The organism is Uliginosibacterium sp. sgz301328 (assembly GCF_041807905.1).
Taxonomy (GTDB): domain Bacteria; phylum Pseudomonadota; class Gammaproteobacteria; order Burkholderiales; family Rhodocyclaceae; genus JBGVSA01.
This window is the reverse complement of record NZ_JBGVSA010000023.1, coordinates 48,305-65,740: the sequence shown is the minus strand read 5'-3', so window position 1 is coordinate 65,740 and position 17,436 is coordinate 48,305. Positions and strand designations below refer to the sequence as shown.

Annotated in this window: 21 protein-coding genes; 11 read left to right on the top strand and 10 right to left on the bottom strand. The window is 63.7% G+C overall.

Features of this window, described 5'->3' with window-relative positions:
- Positions 1-1,509 (top strand): efflux RND transporter permease subunit (locus ACDA63_RS16180; protein ID WP_373664318.1); only part of this gene is annotated, 1,509 nt, incomplete at its 5' end.
- Complete coding sequence (locus ACDA63_RS16175) at positions 1,506-2,930, top strand: efflux transporter outer membrane subunit (RefSeq protein ID WP_373664317.1); 1,425 nt, start codon at positions 1,506-1,508, stop codon at positions 2,928-2,930. The genes ACDA63_RS16180 and ACDA63_RS16175, both read left to right, overlap by 4 nt.
- Before the next feature lie 68 nt (positions 2,931-2,998).
- On the opposite strand, the gene ACDA63_RS16170 is transcribed toward ACDA63_RS16175, so the two are convergent.
- From ACDA63_RS16170 to xseA, 10 genes are all read right to left on the bottom strand, one after another.
- Positions 2,999-3,526: a murein L,D-transpeptidase family protein gene (locus ACDA63_RS16170; protein WP_373664316.1), complete on the bottom strand. Its 528-nt coding sequence runs from the start codon at positions 3,524-3,526 to the stop codon at positions 2,999-3,001.
- Positions 3,527-3,533: 7 nt separating this feature from the next.
- On the bottom strand, positions 3,534-4,325 hold the full coding sequence (locus ACDA63_RS16165; protein ID WP_373664315.1) for an SDR family NAD(P)-dependent oxidoreductase: 792 nt from the start codon (positions 4,323-4,325) through the stop codon (positions 3,534-3,536).
- Positions 4,326-4,360: 35 nt separating this feature from the next.
- Complete coding sequence (locus ACDA63_RS16160) at positions 4,361-4,690, bottom strand: hypothetical protein (protein ID WP_373664314.1); 330 nt, start codon at positions 4,688-4,690, stop codon at positions 4,361-4,363.
- Between the two features lie 70 nt (positions 4,691-4,760).
- Positions 4,761-5,282 carry a GNAT family N-acetyltransferase gene (locus ACDA63_RS16155; RefSeq protein WP_373664313.1) on the bottom strand — a complete coding sequence of 174 codons (522 nt, stop codon included), beginning with the start codon at positions 5,280-5,282 and terminating at the stop codon, positions 4,761-4,763.
- Positions 5,263-5,622, bottom strand: coding sequence for a GFA family protein (locus ACDA63_RS16150; RefSeq protein ID WP_373664312.1), 360 nt, complete (start codon positions 5,620-5,622; stop codon positions 5,263-5,265). Before ACDA63_RS16150 ends, ACDA63_RS16155 begins: the two co-directional genes overlap by 20 nt.
- Positions 5,623-5,701: 79 nt before the next feature.
- Positions 5,702-6,541: a hypothetical protein gene (locus ACDA63_RS16145; protein WP_373664311.1), complete on the bottom strand. Its 840-nt coding sequence runs from the start codon at positions 6,539-6,541 to the stop codon at positions 5,702-5,704.
- Between the two features lie 16 nt (positions 6,542-6,557).
- A complete protein-coding gene (locus ACDA63_RS16140; RefSeq protein WP_373664310.1) occupies positions 6,558-7,127 on the bottom strand; it encodes a LemA family protein in 570 nt (189 codons plus the stop codon).
- A gap of 140 nt (positions 7,128-7,267) precedes the next feature.
- Positions 7,268-7,621 carry a nuclear transport factor 2 family protein gene (locus ACDA63_RS16135; protein WP_373664309.1) on the bottom strand — a complete coding sequence of 118 codons (354 nt, stop codon included), beginning with the start codon at positions 7,619-7,621 and terminating at the stop codon, positions 7,268-7,270.
- A gap of 154 nt (positions 7,622-7,775) precedes the next feature.
- Complete coding sequence (locus ACDA63_RS16130) at positions 7,776-8,357, bottom strand: superoxide dismutase (protein ID WP_373664308.1); 582 nt, start codon at positions 8,355-8,357, stop codon at positions 7,776-7,778.
- Positions 8,358-8,434: 77 nt separating this feature from the next.
- Positions 8,435-9,823: an exodeoxyribonuclease VII large subunit gene (xseA, locus tag ACDA63_RS16125; RefSeq protein WP_373664307.1), complete on the bottom strand. Its 1,389-nt coding sequence runs from the start codon at positions 9,821-9,823 to the stop codon at positions 8,435-8,437.
- Positions 9,824-10,202: 379 nt separating this feature from the next.
- On the opposite strand from xseA, the gene ACDA63_RS16120 reads away from it, so the two are divergent.
- The 9 genes from ACDA63_RS16120 to ACDA63_RS16080 all read left to right on the top strand — a co-directional run bounded on the left by ACDA63_RS16120 (position 10,203) and on the right by ACDA63_RS16080 (position 17,426).
- Positions 10,203-10,820: a MotA/TolQ/ExbB proton channel family protein gene (locus ACDA63_RS16120; RefSeq protein WP_373664306.1), complete on the top strand. Its 618-nt coding sequence runs from the start codon at positions 10,203-10,205 to the stop codon at positions 10,818-10,820.
- Between the two features lie 9 nt (positions 10,821-10,829).
- Positions 10,830-11,246: an ExbD/TolR family protein gene (locus ACDA63_RS16115; RefSeq protein WP_373664305.1), complete on the top strand. Its 417-nt coding sequence runs from the start codon at positions 10,830-10,832 to the stop codon at positions 11,244-11,246.
- Positions 11,247-11,362: 116 nt separating this feature from the next.
- A complete protein-coding gene (lpxK, locus tag ACDA63_RS16110) occupies positions 11,363-12,373 on the top strand; it encodes a tetraacyldisaccharide 4'-kinase (protein ID WP_373664304.1) in 1,011 nt (336 codons plus the stop codon).
- On the top strand, positions 12,354-12,536 hold the full coding sequence (locus tag ACDA63_RS16105; RefSeq protein ID WP_373664303.1) for a Trm112 family protein: 183 nt from the start codon (positions 12,354-12,356) through the stop codon (positions 12,534-12,536). Before lpxK ends, ACDA63_RS16105 begins: the two co-directional genes overlap by 20 nt.
- A 4-nt stretch (positions 12,537-12,540) precedes the next feature.
- Complete coding sequence (gene kdsB, locus ACDA63_RS16100; protein ID WP_373664302.1) at positions 12,541-13,332, top strand: 3-deoxy-manno-octulosonate cytidylyltransferase; 792 nt, start codon at positions 12,541-12,543, stop codon at positions 13,330-13,332.
- A gap of 97 nt (positions 13,333-13,429) precedes the next feature.
- Positions 13,430-14,083, top strand: a complete 654-nt coding sequence (gene adk, locus ACDA63_RS16095) for an adenylate kinase (RefSeq protein ID WP_373664301.1) — start codon at positions 13,430-13,432, stop codon at positions 14,081-14,083.
- Positions 14,084-14,190: 107 nt separating this feature from the next.
- Positions 14,191-14,607 (top strand): hypothetical protein, encoded by a 417-nt coding sequence (locus ACDA63_RS16090; protein ID WP_373664300.1) that lies wholly within the window; start codon positions 14,191-14,193, stop codon positions 14,605-14,607.
- A 269-nt stretch (positions 14,608-14,876) separates the two neighbouring features.
- Positions 14,877-16,226 carry an MFS transporter gene (locus ACDA63_RS16085; protein ID WP_373664299.1) on the top strand — a complete coding sequence of 450 codons (1,350 nt, stop codon included), beginning with the start codon at positions 14,877-14,879 and terminating at the stop codon, positions 16,224-16,226.
- An 18-nt stretch (positions 16,227-16,244) separates the two neighbouring features.
- Positions 16,245-17,426, top strand: coding sequence for a CaiB/BaiF CoA transferase family protein (locus tag ACDA63_RS16080; RefSeq protein ID WP_373664298.1), 1,182 nt, complete (start codon positions 16,245-16,247; stop codon positions 17,424-17,426).
- The last annotated feature ends 10 nt before the right edge of the window (positions 17,427-17,436 follow it).

Here is a 17,436-nt window from a genome sequence, read left to right as displayed (position 1 = left end):
GCCGTGGCGGTGCTGATGTTCATGCGCATTCCGACCAGCTTCGTGCCGTCGGAAGACCAGGGCTACGTGTTCGGCGCAATCATCCTGCCGGACGGCGCCTCGCTGGCACGCACGATGACGACCTCCGAATCGATCCGCGCGCAGTTGGCCAAGCACCCGGCCATCGACCAGATCTTCATGGTCAACGGCTTCGACCTCATCGGCGGCGGCATGAAGAGTTCGTCGGCGACGACCTTCATCAAGCTCAAGCCCTGGGGCGAGCGCAAGGAAAGCGCCGACGACATGGTCAAGGCCGTGATGGGCGTGGGCATGATGCAGCGGGACGGCATGGCCATCGCCTTCAACCTGCCGGCGATTCGAGGTCTGGGTACGGCGGGCGGTTTCGAAGGCTACATCCAGAGTCGTGGCGCGGACAATCCGCGCGCGCTTCAGGACGTGGTGACCAACTTCATGGCAGAGCTGGGCAAGGACAAGCGCCTGACCGGCCTGAACACCATGTTCCGCGCCGCCACGCCGCAGTTGCACGTGGAAGTCGACGAGACCAAGGCGCTGTCGCTCAATGTGTCGATCAGCGACGTGTTCGTCACGCTGCAGAGCACGATGGGGTCGTACTACGTCAACGACTTCAACAAGTTCGGCCGTGCCTTCCAGGTCCAGATCGCGGCGGACGCTCCATTCCGCTCCAAGCCTGAAGACCTGGGCCGCGTGTTCGTACGTTCCAGCGACGGCAACATGATTCCGCTGTCGGCGCTCATCAAAGTCACGCGCACCACGGGCGCCGAATCGCTCGACCGCTACAACGGCTTCCTGGCCGCCAAGATCATGGGTAGCGGCGCACCGGGCGTGAGCTCGGGCGACGTGATCAAGATCGTCGAAGAGACCGCCGCACGCGTGCTTCCGGATGGTTACCAGTTGGCATGGACGGGCCAGGTGTTCCAGGAAAAGCGCACCGGCTCGACGTCGTCGGCCGCGTTCATCTTCGGCATGATCATGGTGTTCCTGATCCTGGCCGCGCAGTACGAACGCTGGTCGCTGCCGATCGCGGTGGTGATGGCCATTCCGTTCGCCTTGCTGGGTGCGCTGGTGGCGATCTGGCTACGCAACGATCCGAACGACATCTACTTCCAGATCGGCCTGGTGGTGCTGATCGGGCTGGCAGCGAAGAACGCGATTCTTATCGTGGAATTCGCAGCGCAACAGATGGCGGCGGGCAAGGACATCTTCGACGCGGCGCTGGAGGCGGCACGCCTGCGCTTCCGTCCGATCGTGATGACTTCGCTGGCCTTCGTTCTGGGCATGGTGCCGCTGGTGTGGGCGACGGGGGCCGGTTCGGCTGCGCGTCGTTCCATGGGTACGGGCGTGTTCGGCGGCATGATCGCGGCGACTTTCGTGGCGACGATCTTCATCCCGCTGTTCTTCACCTGGCTGGGTGGCCGTCGCAAGAAGGCCGCCGCCGATGAGGACAACGATGACTCGAACGCCCACGCATCGACCGGAGAGAATCAATGAAGTACAGACTGACCCTTGTCGCCGCCTCGCTGGCGGTGCTGATGGCCGGTTGCGCGGTCGGGCCCGACTACAAGCGGCCGGCCGAGCCGCTGCCGGACCAATATGACGCTGTCACTGCAAACAGCACGGGCGCGGCGCAAGTCGCACCCGATTGGTGGCGCGCCTTCAACGATCCGCAACTGGACGCGCTGGTGCAAAAGGCGCTGACCGATTCGAGCGATGTGCGTATCGCCATCGCCCGTATCGAGCAGGCCGATGCCGTGCTCAAGCAGGCCGGTGCGGCGCTGTTCCCTGAAGTGGACCTGGCGGCTGCCGCCGCCCGCAGCCAGACGAGCGAATACCTCACCACCCCGGGGGCGGATCGCCAGGGCAACAACTTTCAGTTGCGCGGACTGGTGGCGGCCTACGAGCTCGATTTCTGGGGCAAGTTCCGCCGCGCTCGCGAAGCCGCCATCGCCCAGGCTGCCGGCAGTCACTACTACCGTGACACCGTACGCCTGACCGTGGCCAGCCAGGTGGCGAGCACGTACATCCAGTTGCGCGCAACCGAAGGCCTGCTCGATGCCAACCGCGAAAGCCTCAAGAACCGCGAAGAGGCCGTGGCCATCACCCAGCGTCGTTATGACGCGGGCAGCGTGTCGCGTCTCGACGTGGAGCAGGCGATCAGCAATCGCGCCGCGCTGGTGGCGCAGACGTCGGCACTGGAAGGCCAGCGTGAAGTCTTCATGCACACCCTGGCGCTCCTCACGGGCGACCCGGCGCTGGTCATCCAGCCGGGTGCCAGCGCACGTGACTTGCCGACGCCGGCGGTGCCGCCGGTCGGTCTGCCGTCCGAGCTGATCGAAGCCCGCCCCGACGTGCGTCAGGCCGAAGCCACGCTGGCGTCCTACAACGCGCAGATCGGCGTGGCGAAGGCGGCGCTGTTCCCGACCATCTCGCTGACCGGCGCGTTCGGCGGTGCCAGTGCGGACCTGTCGGTCCTGTTCAAGTCGGGCGCGCAGGCCTGGAATATCGGCGCCACGCTGAACCTGCCGATCTTCGATGCGGGCTATCGCAGTGGCAAGGTCGACCAGGCCACTGCCGTGCAGAAGGAAGCGCTGGAGCAGTACCGCAAGACCGTGCAGACGGCCTTCAAGGAAGTGCGCGATGCGCTCAGCACGCTGCGTCAGGCCACGGTGTCGGAAGAGGCTCGCCGCGTGCAGCTCGATTCCGCGATCCGCTCGGAGCAGATCGCCAGCGCCCGCTACAAGGCGGGTTCGGCGGCCTTCCTCGATCTGCTCGATTCGCAGCGCAGCCGCAATGACGCTGACATTACCTATCTGACGGCGCGTCAAAACCGCCTGACGGCGCAGATCGACCTGTACAAGGCGCTCGGCGGTGGCTGGCGCCCCGACGTGACGATCACCGGCCACGCGCCCTGACCATTGTCGTTCGCCCAAACGAAAGGCCGCTCCCGTGAGCGGCCTTTTTTTCGCTTCAGCGGCGCCAATCACCGCACGATATCGACGGGCGTGCCCAGCTTCACCGTCTTGTAGAGTTCTTCGATGTCGGCGTTGTCCAGCGCGATGCAGCCGAGCGTCCAGTCGCGGCTGTTGCCGCCGCCGTGCAGAAAGATGTCGCCGCCGAGCGCGGTGTTCTGCGGCGGCAGTCTGTTCCTGCGGTGAGCGGCAACGATGGCTGCATATTGCGCTCCGTCTATGAGCCTGGCCTTGAGACCGCGTGCGGCGTCGTCCACGCCTGGGTAATCGATGCCGAGTGAAAGATGGAACTGGCTGTTGGCATTCTTGACGCGGACGAAATAACGGCCCTCCGGCGTCTTGCCATCGCCTTGCCGGAGTTTCGTGCCATCGGGTGCGTAACCGAGCGCGGCGCGATACGTCTTGACGACCTTGCCGTCGTCGAGCACCTGCACGACGCGCGCCTGCTTTCTGACCACGATGGACACGTCACCGGCAAATGATGTCTGCGCGAACACGATGAGCAGGAGGACCGTCGGCAACTTCATCGTGTTCGACATCCTTTGCTCAGAACGGATTGCGCACGACACCGCCATCCACGCGCAACGCGGCGCCCGTCGTGGCGGAGGCCAGCGGACTTGCCACGTAGGCGACCAGGCTGGCGACTTCATCGGGCGAGGCGAACCGCTGGATGATCGACGACGGCCGCATGGTGGTGAAGAACTCCTTTTCGAATTCCTCGAAGCTCTTGCCTTCGCGCTGCGACAGTTCGGCGACGAAGTCATTCACTCCGCGCGAGCGTGTGGGCCCCGGCAGCACGCTATTGACGGTGACGCCAGTGCCAGCCAGCGATTCAGCCAGGCCGCGCGCTACGGCGAGTTGTGCGGTCTTGGTAGTGCCGTAGTGGATCATCTCGGTGGGAATCTGGATGCCACTCTCCGACGAGATGAAGATGATCCGCCCCCAATTGCGCGTCTTCATGCCGGGCAGGTAGAGGCGCGCGAGCCGCACACCGGACAACACATTGACGTCGAAGAACCGGCGCCAGTCGTCATCGCTGATGTCCGCGAAGTCACGCGCTTCGAAGATGCCCAGATTGTTGATCAGCACGTCCACCTGCGGAAACGCAGCGATCAGGCGTTCGGCCTCTTGCGCCAGTGACAGATCGCCGGCGAAGCCTTCGGCGGATTGGCCCGTGGCCTGCCGGATACGGGCGATCGCATCATCCACGGCGCTCTGCTGTCGCCCGTTGACGATCACCTTGGCGCCCTCGCGCGCAAGTGTTTGTGCAATGGCGAAACCGATGCCGGCGGTGCTGCCGGAAACGAGGGCGATCTTGTCCTTGAGTTGCAGGTCCATGCGGGCGCTCCTTTTTTGAGAAGAGGGGGGCAACCTCAGCGCGTCAGGATGACGTACAGCGTGCCCATCAGCGACAGTCCCGCCACCCCTACGGCAGCGATGGCCACCATGGTGATGCGATGCAGGCGCGTATCAGCGGCCTCCGCCGCGGCCTCGACAGCCGCCAGCGAGCGCTCCAGCTGCGCCGCCAATTCCTTGATGTATGCCGTATTCTGCGAGGCCGCGTTCTGAAGTTCGGCGATCTGCTGCTGCAGCGTCGCCTGAGCGCCGTCGCCCTTGCGCGTGAATACCGGCAGGGTGGCCGAGATGATCGTGCCCAGGTGAGGCAGCACGGCCTTGAGAGCCGGAACGACCCAGGTTGCCATCGATGATCCTTTCTGGTCGGCGAATGCCCGTGTCGACCGAAGAACGCTGCGCGGGTTCGCGGATGTCCCTTCAGAGGGCTGCAAACGCGGCGTGGTAGCGCACCTGCTTTGGCGCGCCGTTCAGTGCACCGGGAATGAGTTCAACGGCCATGAATGCTTCGACGGGCACGCCGAGCGCTTCGTATTCGCTGGTGAGCCCCCAATGGTTGGCGGCGCGGAAACCGAAACGGCCGTAATAGGCCGGGTCGCCCAGCACGAACAGCGCCGTGGCTCCGTTCGCACCCATGGCTTCGATTGCGGCGCGCACCAGTTGCCCGCCGATGCCGCGTTTGCGCCAGTCGCTGGCAACCGCGAGCGGGGCCAACCCGAAAGCGCCCACAGGGGCTTGCATGGGCGACATCGCCACGTGGCCGATGAGCTCTTCGGCCGATGCCGCCACCAAGCCAACATACGCCGGGTCGTCACGCAGCGCATCCACCAGGTGTGCTTCCGCAGCGGTGGGAAAGGCCGCGGCATTCAGTGCATGCACAGTTGCGCTATCGGCGATGCCCTCGGCGCGGACCACGACGGAATCAATTCTGGTGCCGGCCATCGTAGGGCACGCGCGTCAGCGTGGTCAGATCGATGTCTTCCAGGCACCGCACATTGATGGAAGCCACCTCGTTACCCGCCGGGTCCTTGCCATCGGCAAACGGCTGCACGCCACAGGTCGGGCAGAAGTGGTGCTCGATGATGTGACGATTGAACTGGTAGGTGGACATGGCGGCGCGATCGCGCGGTGTCTTCAAACGGAATTGATCGCGGCTGACGAACCACAGCAGCAAGCCTTTTCGCTGGCAATGCGTGCAGTTGCACTCGATGACCTTGCCGATCTCGCCGTCCACTTCAAACGCGATGCTGCCGCAGTGGCAGCTTCCGGAGTAGGTGGGCATGGGACTCTCCGCATGTCGTTGTCGGAACTTCGCAGGTTAGCGCAAAACGTGCGGAGCCGGCTCGTATTGCGCGGACTGCCTACATCGTGCGATAGGCCCACACCGCAACTGCCAAGGCGGCAAAGAAGCCCGCCAGCGAGGCCCAGGCCTTGAGACGGTACTGGCGCACCATGGTGTCCGGCGCGATGTCCGACACCATGAACCAGCGCCCGTCGGGAGCCGGGCCCAGCGAGTGGGCGTCGGGCAGCGCACCGTCTTCGGCCCATTCACGGCTGACCTCGCGCCGTGCCGCGCTGCGGGCCAGTTCCCACTCTTCGAGGCTCAGTTCGCCATTGCCATCGAGATCGAACTTCTTCTGTGCCGTGCCATCGCGTTTCCATTGCGTCAGGCGATCGTTCATGGCCGCCTTGATGGTGGGGCGACGGCTGGCACCGCTTTCGGTGGTGAGATGACCCAACGCGTACAGGCGCGTGCCCGGGATCAGCACGCGCAATGTCGTGCGCCGGCCGTATTCCACGTTGACGCTGCGTTGTGCCGTGATGATGTCGGCGCGTTCGGCGTCGACCACGCAACGGCCGCTGCCGTCATCGATGATGAATGATGCATCGGAGCGCTCGCGATGCACTTCGCGCCAGTTGGAATCCCGATCGCCCGACTGTTCTTCGATGACGTACTCGTACCACAGGCAGGGCAGGCCGGTGGTGGGGGTGTAGAGCGGCAGTCCGTCGAGTGCGCGGCCGATGCCGACCAGTTCGACGTAGCCCTGCGGCGCGGTCGCAATGCGCGCGCTCGGCACGTCCGCCATGGCGCGGTAGCGACGATAGTGGACCAGCCAACTGACGAACGCGACCATCGCCGTGCCAGCCATCACCGGCCAGTTCGCGACGAGCTGAAAGGGCCCCAGGTTCGACGGCGTCACCACGTGTCGGCCGGGATCAGCGTGCGAACAGGGCGGCTACGTTGACGTCGGCTTTTTCCGCAGCGGCAAAGCGAAGCAGGGGCTTTTCTTCGAAGGCGCACAGGCGCGCGATGAAAAACGCCGGGAACTGCTCGATGCGCGCGTTGTTGATGTTGACCGTCTCGTTGTACAGCTCGCGGCGGTCGGAGATGGCGTCTTCGAGTTCGCTGATGCGTTGCTGGAGCTGGATGAACTGTTCATTGGCGCGCAGTTCCGGATAGCTCTCGGCCACGGCGAAGAGTTGGCCGATGCCGGCGCGCAACTCACCTTCGGCGCGACCCAGCGTGTGGACGTCGCCATGCTCGCGCGCACTTGCCAGCCCGTTGCGGGCGGCTATGACACGTTCAAGCGTGCTCGATTCAAAGTCACGATACTGACGGCAGACTTCGATCAGCTTTGGCAATTCATCGTGGCGTTGCTTGAGCAGCACGTCGATGTTGGCCCACGCGCGGGCGACGGCGTGCTTGAGCACGACCAGTCCGTTGTAGAGCATGATGCCGTACGCCAGTACCGCCAATACCACTCCCCAGAAAATCCACGCAGCCATAGTGCCGATTCCTCAAGTCCGAGGCTCGCATCCTAACCTGTTGTGCGAATTTTCTGAGTCATCGTGCGATGCGCGGTGCGTAGCATCGCACGGAGTCGCGGGCCGACGGATGTGCGGGGGCGGCCGGGACAATGCTGTGGCTATTGGATAGGCAGGCCGTGCATCTTGAGGAAGGACAGCTTGTCCCAGTAGCCTCGCTGGAAGGCGATGCGACCGTTGCGGACGGTGAAGAAACCGCAGCCGCGCAGGCCGAGGGGATCGCGCCACTCGAGCGCTGCCACCTCGCCCGCTTCATGGATCGTCTCGACGATGCAGACCATCTTGGCGGCGCTGAATTCTCGCTCGAACATGGCACGGATCGCTTCGCGCCCTTCGATCGGGTCCTGGGTGACCTGGTGATTGATCGCCTCAGGATGGTAGAGATCGGCCAGGCCCGCCGCATCAGCGGCATTGAAAAGCGCGACCCAGCGCTCTACGACTTCACGCGGTGTCATTCGTGTTCTCCGACAGCGTGGATGAAGTGGCAGCATAACAGCCCGGCGGACTGCCGCGCCTGGTCTTCATTTCTCGCCAACCGCTGTCCCACAAGCCTGCAAGACGAAAAAAAGCCCGCACGCGGCGGGCTATCCGTTCAGGCAGCGGTCGGGATCAGCCAAAGTTCTTGGCGGCGAAATCCCAGTTGGCCAGATTGTTCAGGAAGGCTTCCACGAACTTCGGGCGGGCGTTGCGGTAGTCGATGTAGTAGGCGTGTTCCCACACGTCGAGCGTCAGCAGCGCCACGTCGCCGGTGGTCATCGGGTTACCGGCGGCACCCGTGTTCAGGATGTCGACCGAACCATCGGCCTTCTTGACCAGCCACGTCCAGCCGGAGCCAAAGTTGCCGACCGCGCTCTTGGCGAAGGCTTCCTTGAAGGCGTCGAAGCTGCCCCACTTGGCGTTGATGGCGTCAGCCAGCTTGCCGGTGGGTGCGCCGCCGCCATTGGGCTTCATCGAGTTCCAGAAGAAGGTGTGGTTCCAGACTTGCGCCGAGTTGTTGTAGATGCCGCCGGACGACTTCTTGATGATGTCTTCGAGCGCAGCGTTTTCGAACTCGGTGCCCTTGATGAGGTTGTTCAGGTTCGTGACATAGGCCTGGTGATGCTTGCCGTAGTGGTACTCGAAGGTTTCTTCCGAGATGTGCGGTGCCAGTGCGTTCTTGGCGTACGGCAGCGGCGGCAGGGTATGTTCCATGATCGGGCTCCTTGTTGGTGTTGAGGCGCTCCGGGCGGCCGGCCGTCCGGAACACTGTTTGGGGAAACCCGCCAAGTCTAGTTTGGATCGTCGGTGCCTGACAACCGGTCGGCGGGTATGGTCTTGATGACAACAGCATCAATCGTGCCATCGCAGAGCTTGATGTCGACTGCATCGTCGACGCGCGCATCGTCGACGCGACGCAGTACGTGTCCGTCCGCGCCGCGCACGATGGCATAGCCACGCGTGAGTACCGCCTCGGGGTTCAGATGCTCGAGGTGGCTGGCCATCGCATCGAGGTGTACGCGCGCGCGTTCGATCGGCTGCCGTGCGCCGCGTGCCAATCGCGGAGCGAGGCTGTCCAGCCGCTGCGCGATCAGATCGAGGCGCGGCCTGCGCGCGGCGAGCCGAGAGTCGAGTCGCGCCAGCAACGTGCGCCGTTCGTTCTGCGCACGCCCCTGCGCGTGGGCCAGTCGCAGCGCCAGCTTGTCGAGGTCTGTACGGCTGCGCGCCAGTCGCTCGCGTGGATGGAGCAGGCGGCGCTGGGCCAGGTCGACGCGTTGCCAGGCCTCGTTCATGACATGCCGGGCGGCGCGCGACAGCGAGCGCGCCAGCATGGGCAGGCGCGATTGCACTTGTATATAGCCCGCGCTGACGGCTTCGGCCGCAGCCGTCGGTGTGGCCGAGCGCAGATCGGCGACAAAGTCGCACAGCGTGGTGTCGGTCTCGTGCCCGACGCCGCTCACGACGGGAATCGGGCTGGCATGGATGGCACGCACCACCGCTTCGTGGTTGAAGCCCCACAGGTCTTCGAGACTGCCGCCGCCACGGCAGACGATCAGCGCTTCGATGCCGTCGTGCCCGGCGCGTGCGCCGGCTTGTGCGATGGTGCGGGCGATCAGTTCGCCGACGCCATCGCCCTGCACCTGCGTGGGATAGACCACCACGCGCATGGCGGGCGCGCGGCGGCGGAGCGTCACCAATACGTCATGCAGCGCCGCGCCGGATTTCGAGGTCACCACGCCGACGGCGCGCGGCAGGGCAGGCAAGGGACGCTTGTGCCCGGCATCGAACAGTCCTTCATCGGCCAGCTTCGCCTTGAGGCGAATGAAGGCCTCGTAGAGGTTGCCCTGTCCGGCACGGCGGACCGACTCCACCGACAACTGCAGATCGCCGCGCGGTTCGTAGACCGTGATTTGTGCGCGAACTTCGACGCGCATGCCTTCGGTCAACTGGAACGGCAATAGCTGCGCGCGCGTCCGCCACATGACACAGCGCATCTGGGCGGAAGAATCCTTCAGGGTGAAGTAGACATGCCCCGACGCCGCACGGGTGACGCTCGATATCTCTCCTGATACCCAGCACAGCGGAAGTCTCGACTCCAACAAGGCACGCGCCCGGTGAACAATTTCGGACACCGGAAGTACATTTGCCTCAGGAATTGGCTGGAAAAGCGCGTCAGTCATAGGTTCGCGATTGTAGCGAAATCCACACCGCGCATTGTGCAGTGCGAAGAGATTGGCGTTTGGCCGACAAAACAGGCTTGACAGCGAAGGGCTTTTCTAAGTCATTGATTTTTAAATGATGTCATCATAGCTTCATTTTTCATCGCCACAATGAAAACCCTTGCCCCTAGGCCACTTAGAGAATTCGTTACAAACCTACCCACAAAGTTATCCACAGAAATTGTGGATTATGTTGTCCGGCTTTGTCCTGTGCGGCTTTGCGCCGGATTCCTACATCCGTACAGCCCCGGCCGTCCGGCGTCCGACCGGCGCAACTTGCCCATCGCTTGCATCAGGGGCTAAAGTTCGGCGCCTGATATCGCTCATCGGAGTCGTTTACGTGCTGGACATCATTCGTGCGGCGGGTTGGCCGATCATTCCCTTGCTGTTTGCATCGGTTATTGCCCTGGCTCTGATCATCGAACGTGCCATTTCGCTGCGCCGCAGCCACATCGTCCCCCCGGGTCTCCTGGAAAAAGTCATCAATGAAGTCCGCCAGGGCGGCGTCACTGAAGAACTCACCCGCCGCGTGGCCAGTCATTCGCCGCTGGGCCGCGTGTTCGCTGCCGGGCTGCGCAACCTGCGCTCGTCGCGCGACGTCATGAAAGAGGCCATCGAAGAAGAAGGCCGCGGTGTCGCGCACGACCTCGAACGCTTTCTCACCACGCTCGGCACCATCGCCGTGATCGCGCCGCTGATGGGGCTGTTCGGCACCGTCATCGGCATGATCGAACTGTTCGGCGCCAATTCGCCCACGGGCGGCGGTGCCGACCCGGTGCAACTGGCCCACGGCATTTCGATCGCGCTCTACAACACGGCCTTCGGCCTGTTGGTGGCGATCCCGGCGTTCATCGCGCACCGCCACTATCGTGCTCACGTCGACAGCATCGTCGTCGATATGGAGCAGCAGGCCGTCAAACTGGTCGAAGTCTCGCACGGCGAACGCCGCGTCAAGTAAGGGGCGAGCATGGATTTCCGACGCGGACGGCATCGCGAAGAACTCGAGATCAACCTGATCCCGATGATCGACCTGCTGCTGGTGATCATCATCTTCCTGATGCTGACCACTACGTATTCGCGGTTTTCGGGGCTGGAGATCAACCTGCCGACTTCCGACGCCAGCGCCACGCCCGACCAGCCCAACGAGATCAACGTTGCCGTCACCGCCAATGGCGATGTGATGGTCAATCGCGCGCCGGTCGGCTCGCACGACGTGGTGGCGATCGTCGAAGCGCTGCGCCGCGCCACGCCCGAAGGCAAGTCGCCGGTGGTGGTGATCAACGCCGACGCCAAGTCGAACTTCCAGGCCGTCGTCGATGTGATGCAGGCTTCGCAGAAGGCCGGGCTGCCTTCGGTGAGCTTTGCCACGCAAGCCACCAAGTAGGCGTGTTCCAGCGGGCGGCCGCTTGGTCGCCCGGCTCGGTCGTGCTATACGCAAGGTGCGGTTGCTCGAGCCGCACCCAGTCCTTCCCAGCAATCTCGAAAACGGAATCAGCCTTCATGGCGAGCGCTCCTGACTGGTGGTCGTCGCGCGGTCCGGTCAGTTGGCCGTGGCTGCCGTTGGCTGCGCTGTTCGCTGCCATCGCAGCCGTGCGCCGCGCGTTGTATCGGCGTGGGGTCCTGAAAAGCGTGCGCCTGCCGGTGCCGGTGATCGTCGTTGGTAACGTGGTGGCAGGCGGCAGCGGCAAGACGCCCGCGACCCTGTGGCTCGTCGATGCGCTGCGCCGACGCGGCATGACGCCGGGCATCGTGTCGCGCGGTTACGGTGGCAGCGCCTCGGCGCCGACCGAGGTGACGGCGAACTCGTCGCCCTCCGCGGTGGGTGATGAACCCGCCCTGATGGCGCGCCGCAGTCGCGTGCCGGTATGGGTGGGGCACCGTCGTGCCGAGGCTGCGCGCGCATTGCTCGCGGCCCATCCGGAGGTGGACGTACTGATCGCCGACGACGGGTTGCAGCACTACGCGCTGGCCCGCGATGTCGAGGTCGTGGTGATCGATGAGCGTGTGCTGGGCAACCGCTGGCCGATGCCGGCCGGCCCCCTGCGCGAGCCGGTGTCGCGCGCCGCACGGGCCACGCTGGTGCTGGCGCACGGGCCGCTCTCCGCTCGCGTGCGCGAGGCGCTGGGCGATGTGCCGGTCTTCTCCATGTCCTTGCTCGCCGGGCGTTGGTACCGGTTGGGCGACCCCGCCGAGCATCGCGAATCGGCCGAGCTTGCGCGAATGACGACGCGTGCGGTGGCCGGTATCGGACGCCCGCAACGCTTCTTCGAAACGCTGCACGCCGAAGGCATTCGCCCGACGGCGATGCAGGCTTTTCCGGACCATCACGCCTTCACGGCCGACGATCTCGCGCTGCAGGCGTGCGATGCGCTGCTGATGACCGAGAAGGATGCGATAAAATGCTCGGCTTTCGCACCCGCCCAGACGTGGGTGCTGCCGGTGAATGCCGTCGTCGCGGACGAGGCGGTCGCCCTCATTCTGGAGCGTTTGCATGGACCCCAAGCTGCTTGAAATCCTCGTGTGCCCGGTGTGCAAGGGGCCGCTGGATTACCGCAAGCCGGAGCAGGAACTGGTGTGCAGACCTTGCCGCCTGGCCTACCCGGTACGCGACGGCATCCCCGTCATGCTCGCCGACGACGCGCGCTCGCTGAGCGCCGAAGACGTCGGTCTGTAAGCCCGTGACTGTTGCCTTCAAGGCCGTCATTCCGGCCCGTTTCGCCTCGACCCGCCTGCCGGGCAAGCCGCTGGCCGACATCGGCGGCAGGCCGATGGTCGTCCGCGTCGCCGAGCGCGCCCGGGCGGCCGGGGCGGCCGAAGTCTGGATCGCCACTGATCATGCCGGGGTTGCCGACGCGGTGCGCGCGGCCGGCATGCAGGTCATCATGACGCGCCCCGACCACCCCAGCGGCACCGATCGTCTGGGTGAGGTGGTCGATGCCCTGGGCTGGCGCGACGACGACATCGTGGTCAATGTGCAGGGCGACGAACCGCTGATCGATCCGGCCGTCGTCGCTCGCGTGGCGAAAGTACTGGCCGATGACGCGTCCGCCGCCATCGCCACCGCAGCGCACCCGATCCATTCCGCCGAAGAATTCCTCAACCCGGCCGCCGTCAAGGTGGTGTGCGATGCGGCCGGACGTGCAATGTATTTCTCGCGCGCGCCCATGCCATGGCCCCGCGATGCGTCTGCCGCCGGGCTTGTCGCGGCGGGCCAGCCGCTGCCGGCTGGCTTCGTGCCGCTGCGCCACGTCGGGCTGTACGCCTATCGCGTGGCTTTCCTGCGCGCATATGGCAAGCTCGCGCCGGCGCCGCTGGAGTCGATCGAGATGCTCGAACAGCTCCGCGCGTTGTGGCATGGCTATGGCATTCGCGTCGAACAACTCGCCGAAGCGCCTCCGGCGGGCGTGGATACGCCGGAAGACCTTGAGCGGGTAAGACGGTATTTCGCCGACGGCGCACAAGACCGATGATCACGGCCGGCACTTGTCGGCCATCCAACGACAGCGTCGCCGCCCGCGTGGCGGCGAATGAAGTCCCGCTTCACTATTCGACAGGAGGTTACGCGACATGCGTCTGATTCTTTTGGGACCGCCGGGAGCCGGCAAGGGCACGCAAGCCAAGTTCATCGCCGAGCGTTTTGGCATCCCGCAGATTTCCACCGGCGACATGCTGCGCGCCGCCGTCAAGGCCGGCACGCCGCTGGGCGTGGCTGCCAAGAGCATCATGGATGCCGGCAAGCTGGTGTCCGATGACATCATCATCGGCCTGGTGAAAGAACGCCTGAATGAGCCGGACTGTGGCAATGGCTACATGTTCGACGGTTTCCCGCGCACGCTGCCGCAGGCCGATGCCCTGCGCGATTCGAACGTGGCGCTGGACGTCGTGCTGGAAATCGACGTGCCCGACGAAGAAATCGTCGAGCGCATGAGCGGTCGCCGCGTGCACACCGGCTCCGGCCGCACCTACCACGTCAAGTTCAATCCGCCGAAGGCCGAAGGCGTGGACGATCTGAGCGGCGAGCCGCTGGTGCAACGCGAAGACGACAAGGAAGAAGTCGTGCGCAAGCGCCTCGAGGTCTACCACTCGCAGACCAAGCCGCTGGTCAAGTATTACTCCGACTGGGCCGCTACCGGTGATGCGGCGGCGCCGCGCTACGCGAAGATCTCCGGCCTGGGTTCGGTGGAAGAGATCACCGCACGCGTGTTTGCGGCACTGGCCTGATCGGCTGGACGCAGCAGCACTGAAGAACGGAGCCCCTTGTGGCTCCGTTTTCATTTGTGGCCTGTGCGGGCTCACGGCCTGCATGGCAGGCATCGACGGGACGGAGCATGGATATTGCGCTGGCGCACCTGGGGTTCGATTTTTACGACAGGCCGCTGCTGATTGGTGGCAGGGCGATGGAGTTCTACGGTATTCGCCCGTCGGGGCCCGATATCGATCTCGTGGCTTCGCCGGCGGACCATGCGCGACTCACCGAGCAATATCCGACGCAGGTGAAGGACGTCTACGGCGACCTCGGCGTCATTCATGGCCCGTTCGAAGTGTGGAACACCATCTGCACCTTCGACTATGCAGCGCTCGTTCCGGGGGCAGTGGAGGACGGCGATCATCTCGTGATCGCCATCGACAATCTCCTCATGCTCAAGGCCATGGCCATGCAGTCTGGTGAAAAGTCCCGGCGGGACGCCGAGCTGATCGGCAATTTCATACGCACTCAGGCCTACGCACGCAAGCGTCAGACTTGAGCGCGCGAGTGCGCCGATAAGCTGCCACGTATTCCGTATCGAAGCCAGAACGTCTGACTGGACGGTCGGATTTTCTGCTTTTCTTCTGTCCCATCCTGCACTGCGCACAGCCCTGTCTAGTGTCTTTTGAACAGGCGTTGACAATCGATCTGAAAAGGCGTGAAATCGATTTCACAAAATTTCTCAAGATATGGCTTCTCTTGGACGGTACCTGGAGTTGTCGAGGCAATGCGCGGCGAGCGCTGCGCAACATGAGGAGGGTGGAGACGATGTCATACGGTGAAGACGTTGCGGCGCAAGGCGCCGTCACGATGGAGTCGCAAGACTCCGCAAGTGAGTTGAACCGCGCCAGATGGGCGGGATTCGTAGGGACGCTGCTCGAGAACTTTGACATGGTGGTCTACAGCATGGCTTCGGCTTTGGTGTTCAACACCATTTTCTTTCCGAAGGTCAGCCCCGCGGTCGGCTACATCGCGAGCTTCGGCGCGTATGCCGTCGGTTTTGCAGCACGTCCGCTGGGAGGCCTGTTCTTTTCGCGTTACGGAGATCGGCTGGGACGGAAATTCGTGATGGTGGCGACCCTATACCTCATGGGAACCGCGACGTTCGCCATCGGACTGCTGCCGACCTACGAGCAGGTGGGGTTGCTGGCGCCGGTACTGCTGGTGCTGTGCCGTACGCTGCAGGGGTTTGGCGCAGGGGCTGAGATGGCAAGCGCCGTGGTGTTGCTGACCGAGTTCGCACCGAAGGGCAAGCGCGGGGCAACGACCTCGCTTGTGTGGATGGGGGCATCGGTAGGTTTTGTGATTGCCAGCCTGGTCTTCATCGCGGCCCAGCAGCTCTCCAAGGAGACATTCCTTGAATTCGGGTGGCGCCTGGTATTCCTGTCGAGCATCGTCGTGACGATCTGCGCATACATCATTCGCCGCAAGATGAAGGAGTCACCGGTATTTGCCGAGGTGAAGGCCCAACGGCGGCACGAAGCGCATTCGCCCTTGCGCGAAGTGTTCAAGTACGGGCGCAAGCCGCTGTGGCGCGTGTTCTTCATCAACGTTGGCAGTCACGCGCACTCGTACATCTACAACGCCTTTGTCGGCGCCTACTTGGTGGGAACGGTCGGCATCGATGCCGGGGCGGTCCCGAAGCTGGTGCTGCTGGGGGGCATCTTCGCCATCCCGGGAGCCTGGTTGGCGGGCAGGGCTGTCGACAAGTGGGGCCGCAAGCCCGTCAATATCGCCATATTGGCGCTCCTGGTCGTGGGATCGGCACCGGCATTCATGCTCATGCACACGGGCAACCTCTGGCTGATTTCGATCGTCTATGTGTTTGGCTTCGTGTTCGCGGTCGAAGGCGCCATTGCCGCGCAGTCGCCCATGTTCGCCGAATTGTTCGGCTCGCGTTATCGCTATGCCGGCCTCGCCGTTGCGCGCGAATTCTCGGCAATTTTTGGCGGTGGCATCGCCCCCATGATCTGTTCGGCATTGCTGCTCTGGTATGCCAACAGTTACTGGCCCATTGCGATTTACATGATGATCATCGCCGGCATCTCTCTCGTGCAGTGCATGGCGGTCCCCGAAACCCGCGACCGCGATCTCGTAGACGAACGCGACCCTGACTGAACGTAGAGGAGCCCAATCATGCTGAATGGCATCAAAGTTCTGAGTTTTACGCACTATCTGCAGGGGCCTTCTGCAGTGCAGACCCTTGCGGACCTGGGGGCTGACGTCACCAAGGTCGAGCCGCCAAAAGGGGCCTATGAGCGCCACTGGTCCGGCTTCGACACGTACATGAATGGTGTCAGCGTGTTCTTCATGATGGCCAACCGCAATCAGAAGAGCCTGGCGATCGATCTGAAATCGCCAGAGGGCAAAGAGATCATCTACAAGCTGGTGAAACAGGCCGACGTGGTGGTCGAGAACTTCCGACCGGGGGTAATGGAAAAACTCGGTTTCGGGTATGAAGCCCTGGCTGCCTTGAATCCGAGGCTCATCTATTGCTCATGCACCGGTTACGGTTCGAGCGGACCGTATCTGGGCAAGGCCGGACAGGATCTGCTCATTCAAGGTCTGAGCGGATTGGCTTCGCTGACGGGCAAGGCGGATTCGGGGCCGACGCCGGTCGGCACTGCGCCCGTTGACCAGCACGGGGCCGTGCTTGCTGCTCTGGGCGTGCTGGCCGCGCTGTTCGATCGTGAGCGCACGGGCAAGGGGCACAAGGTCGACTGCAATTTGCTCAACGCGGCCTTGGATCTGCAGATCGAACCGTTGAACTACTTTCTGAACAAAGGGCCGTTGTGGGACAAGCTCAATTCCGGCCTCTGCACGCGCTTTCACCAAGCTCCATACGGTGTTTACAGGACGGCGGATGGATGGATCACCTTGTCGCTGGCGCCAGTCGACAAGCTGCGCGAAGCGTTCGGGTCTGACTCCCTCGATGGCTATACGGCCGAGGACCAGATGATGCGGCGGGATGAGGTCGACCGCATCGTTGCCGACGAGATGAAGAAGAGAACGACGGCCGACTGGTACGAGATTTTTGATCGACTCGATATCTGGCACACGCCGGCAAACGAATATGCCGACGTGGTGCGCGACCCGCAGGTGGCGTGGAACGAGATGATCGTTTCGATGAACGTCCCCGTGGCCGGCGAGGTCAAGACGCTGAGTCACCCAAACAGGTATGACGGCAAGGCGCCGCCGATCCGCATGAGTCCGCCGCGACTGGGTGAGCATACGGCAGCCATCCTGAGGGATGCTGGAGTCGATGATGACAGCATTGCAGCCCTGGTCGAAAAGGGCGTAGTGCGCGTAGCCCAATGAACGGAGCGAC

What these genes read in the sequence shown, in the direction of transcription:
- ACDA63_RS16175 (WP_373664317.1), top strand. Translation starts at nt 1,506, where the DNA reads ATGAAGTACAGACTGACCCTTGTCGCCGCCTCGCTGGCGGTGCTGATG.
- ACDA63_RS16170 (WP_373664316.1), bottom strand. Translation starts at nt 3,526, where the DNA reads ATGTCGAACACGATGAAGTTGCCGACGGTCCTCCTGCTCATCGTGTTC.
- ACDA63_RS16165 (WP_373664315.1), bottom strand. Translation starts at nt 4,325, where the DNA reads ATGGACCTGCAACTCAAGGACAAGATCGCCCTCGTTTCCGGCAGCACC.
- ACDA63_RS16160 (WP_373664314.1), bottom strand. Translation starts at nt 4,690, where the DNA reads ATGGCAACCTGGGTCGTTCCGGCTCTCAAGGCCGTGCTGCCTCACCTG.
- ACDA63_RS16155 (WP_373664313.1), bottom strand. Translation starts at nt 5,282, where the DNA reads ATGGCCGGCACCAGAATTGATTCCGTCGTGGTCCGCGCCGAGGGCATC.
- ACDA63_RS16150 (WP_373664312.1), bottom strand. Translation starts at nt 5,622, where the DNA reads ATGCCCACCTACTCCGGAAGCTGCCACTGCGGCAGCATCGCGTTTGAA.
- ACDA63_RS16140 (WP_373664310.1), bottom strand. Translation starts at nt 7,127, where the DNA reads ATGGCTGCGTGGATTTTCTGGGGAGTGGTATTGGCGGTACTGGCGTAC.
- ACDA63_RS16135 (WP_373664309.1), bottom strand. Translation starts at nt 7,621, where the DNA reads ATGACACCGCGTGAAGTCGTAGAGCGCTGGGTCGCGCTTTTCAATGCC.
- ACDA63_RS16130 (WP_373664308.1), bottom strand. Translation starts at nt 8,357, where the DNA reads ATGGAACATACCCTGCCGCCGCTGCCGTACGCCAAGAACGCACTGGCA.
- xseA (WP_373664307.1), bottom strand. Translation starts at nt 9,823, where the DNA reads ATGACTGACGCGCTTTTCCAGCCAATTCCTGAGGCAAATGTACTTCCG.
- ACDA63_RS16115 (WP_373664305.1), top strand. Translation starts at nt 10,830, where the DNA reads ATGGATTTCCGACGCGGACGGCATCGCGAAGAACTCGAGATCAACCTG.
- lpxK (WP_373664304.1), top strand. Translation starts at nt 11,363, where the DNA reads ATGGCGAGCGCTCCTGACTGGTGGTCGTCGCGCGGTCCGGTCAGTTGG.
- ACDA63_RS16105 (WP_373664303.1), top strand. Translation starts at nt 12,354, where the DNA reads ATGGACCCCAAGCTGCTTGAAATCCTCGTGTGCCCGGTGTGCAAGGGG.
- adk (WP_373664301.1), top strand. Translation starts at nt 13,430, where the DNA reads ATGCGTCTGATTCTTTTGGGACCGCCGGGAGCCGGCAAGGGCACGCAA.
- ACDA63_RS16090 (WP_373664300.1), top strand. Translation starts at nt 14,191, where the DNA reads ATGGATATTGCGCTGGCGCACCTGGGGTTCGATTTTTACGACAGGCCG.
- ACDA63_RS16085 (WP_373664299.1), top strand. Translation starts at nt 14,877, where the DNA reads ATGTCATACGGTGAAGACGTTGCGGCGCAAGGCGCCGTCACGATGGAG.
- ACDA63_RS16080 (WP_373664298.1), top strand. Translation starts at nt 16,245, where the DNA reads ATGCTGAATGGCATCAAAGTTCTGAGTTTTACGCACTATCTGCAGGGG.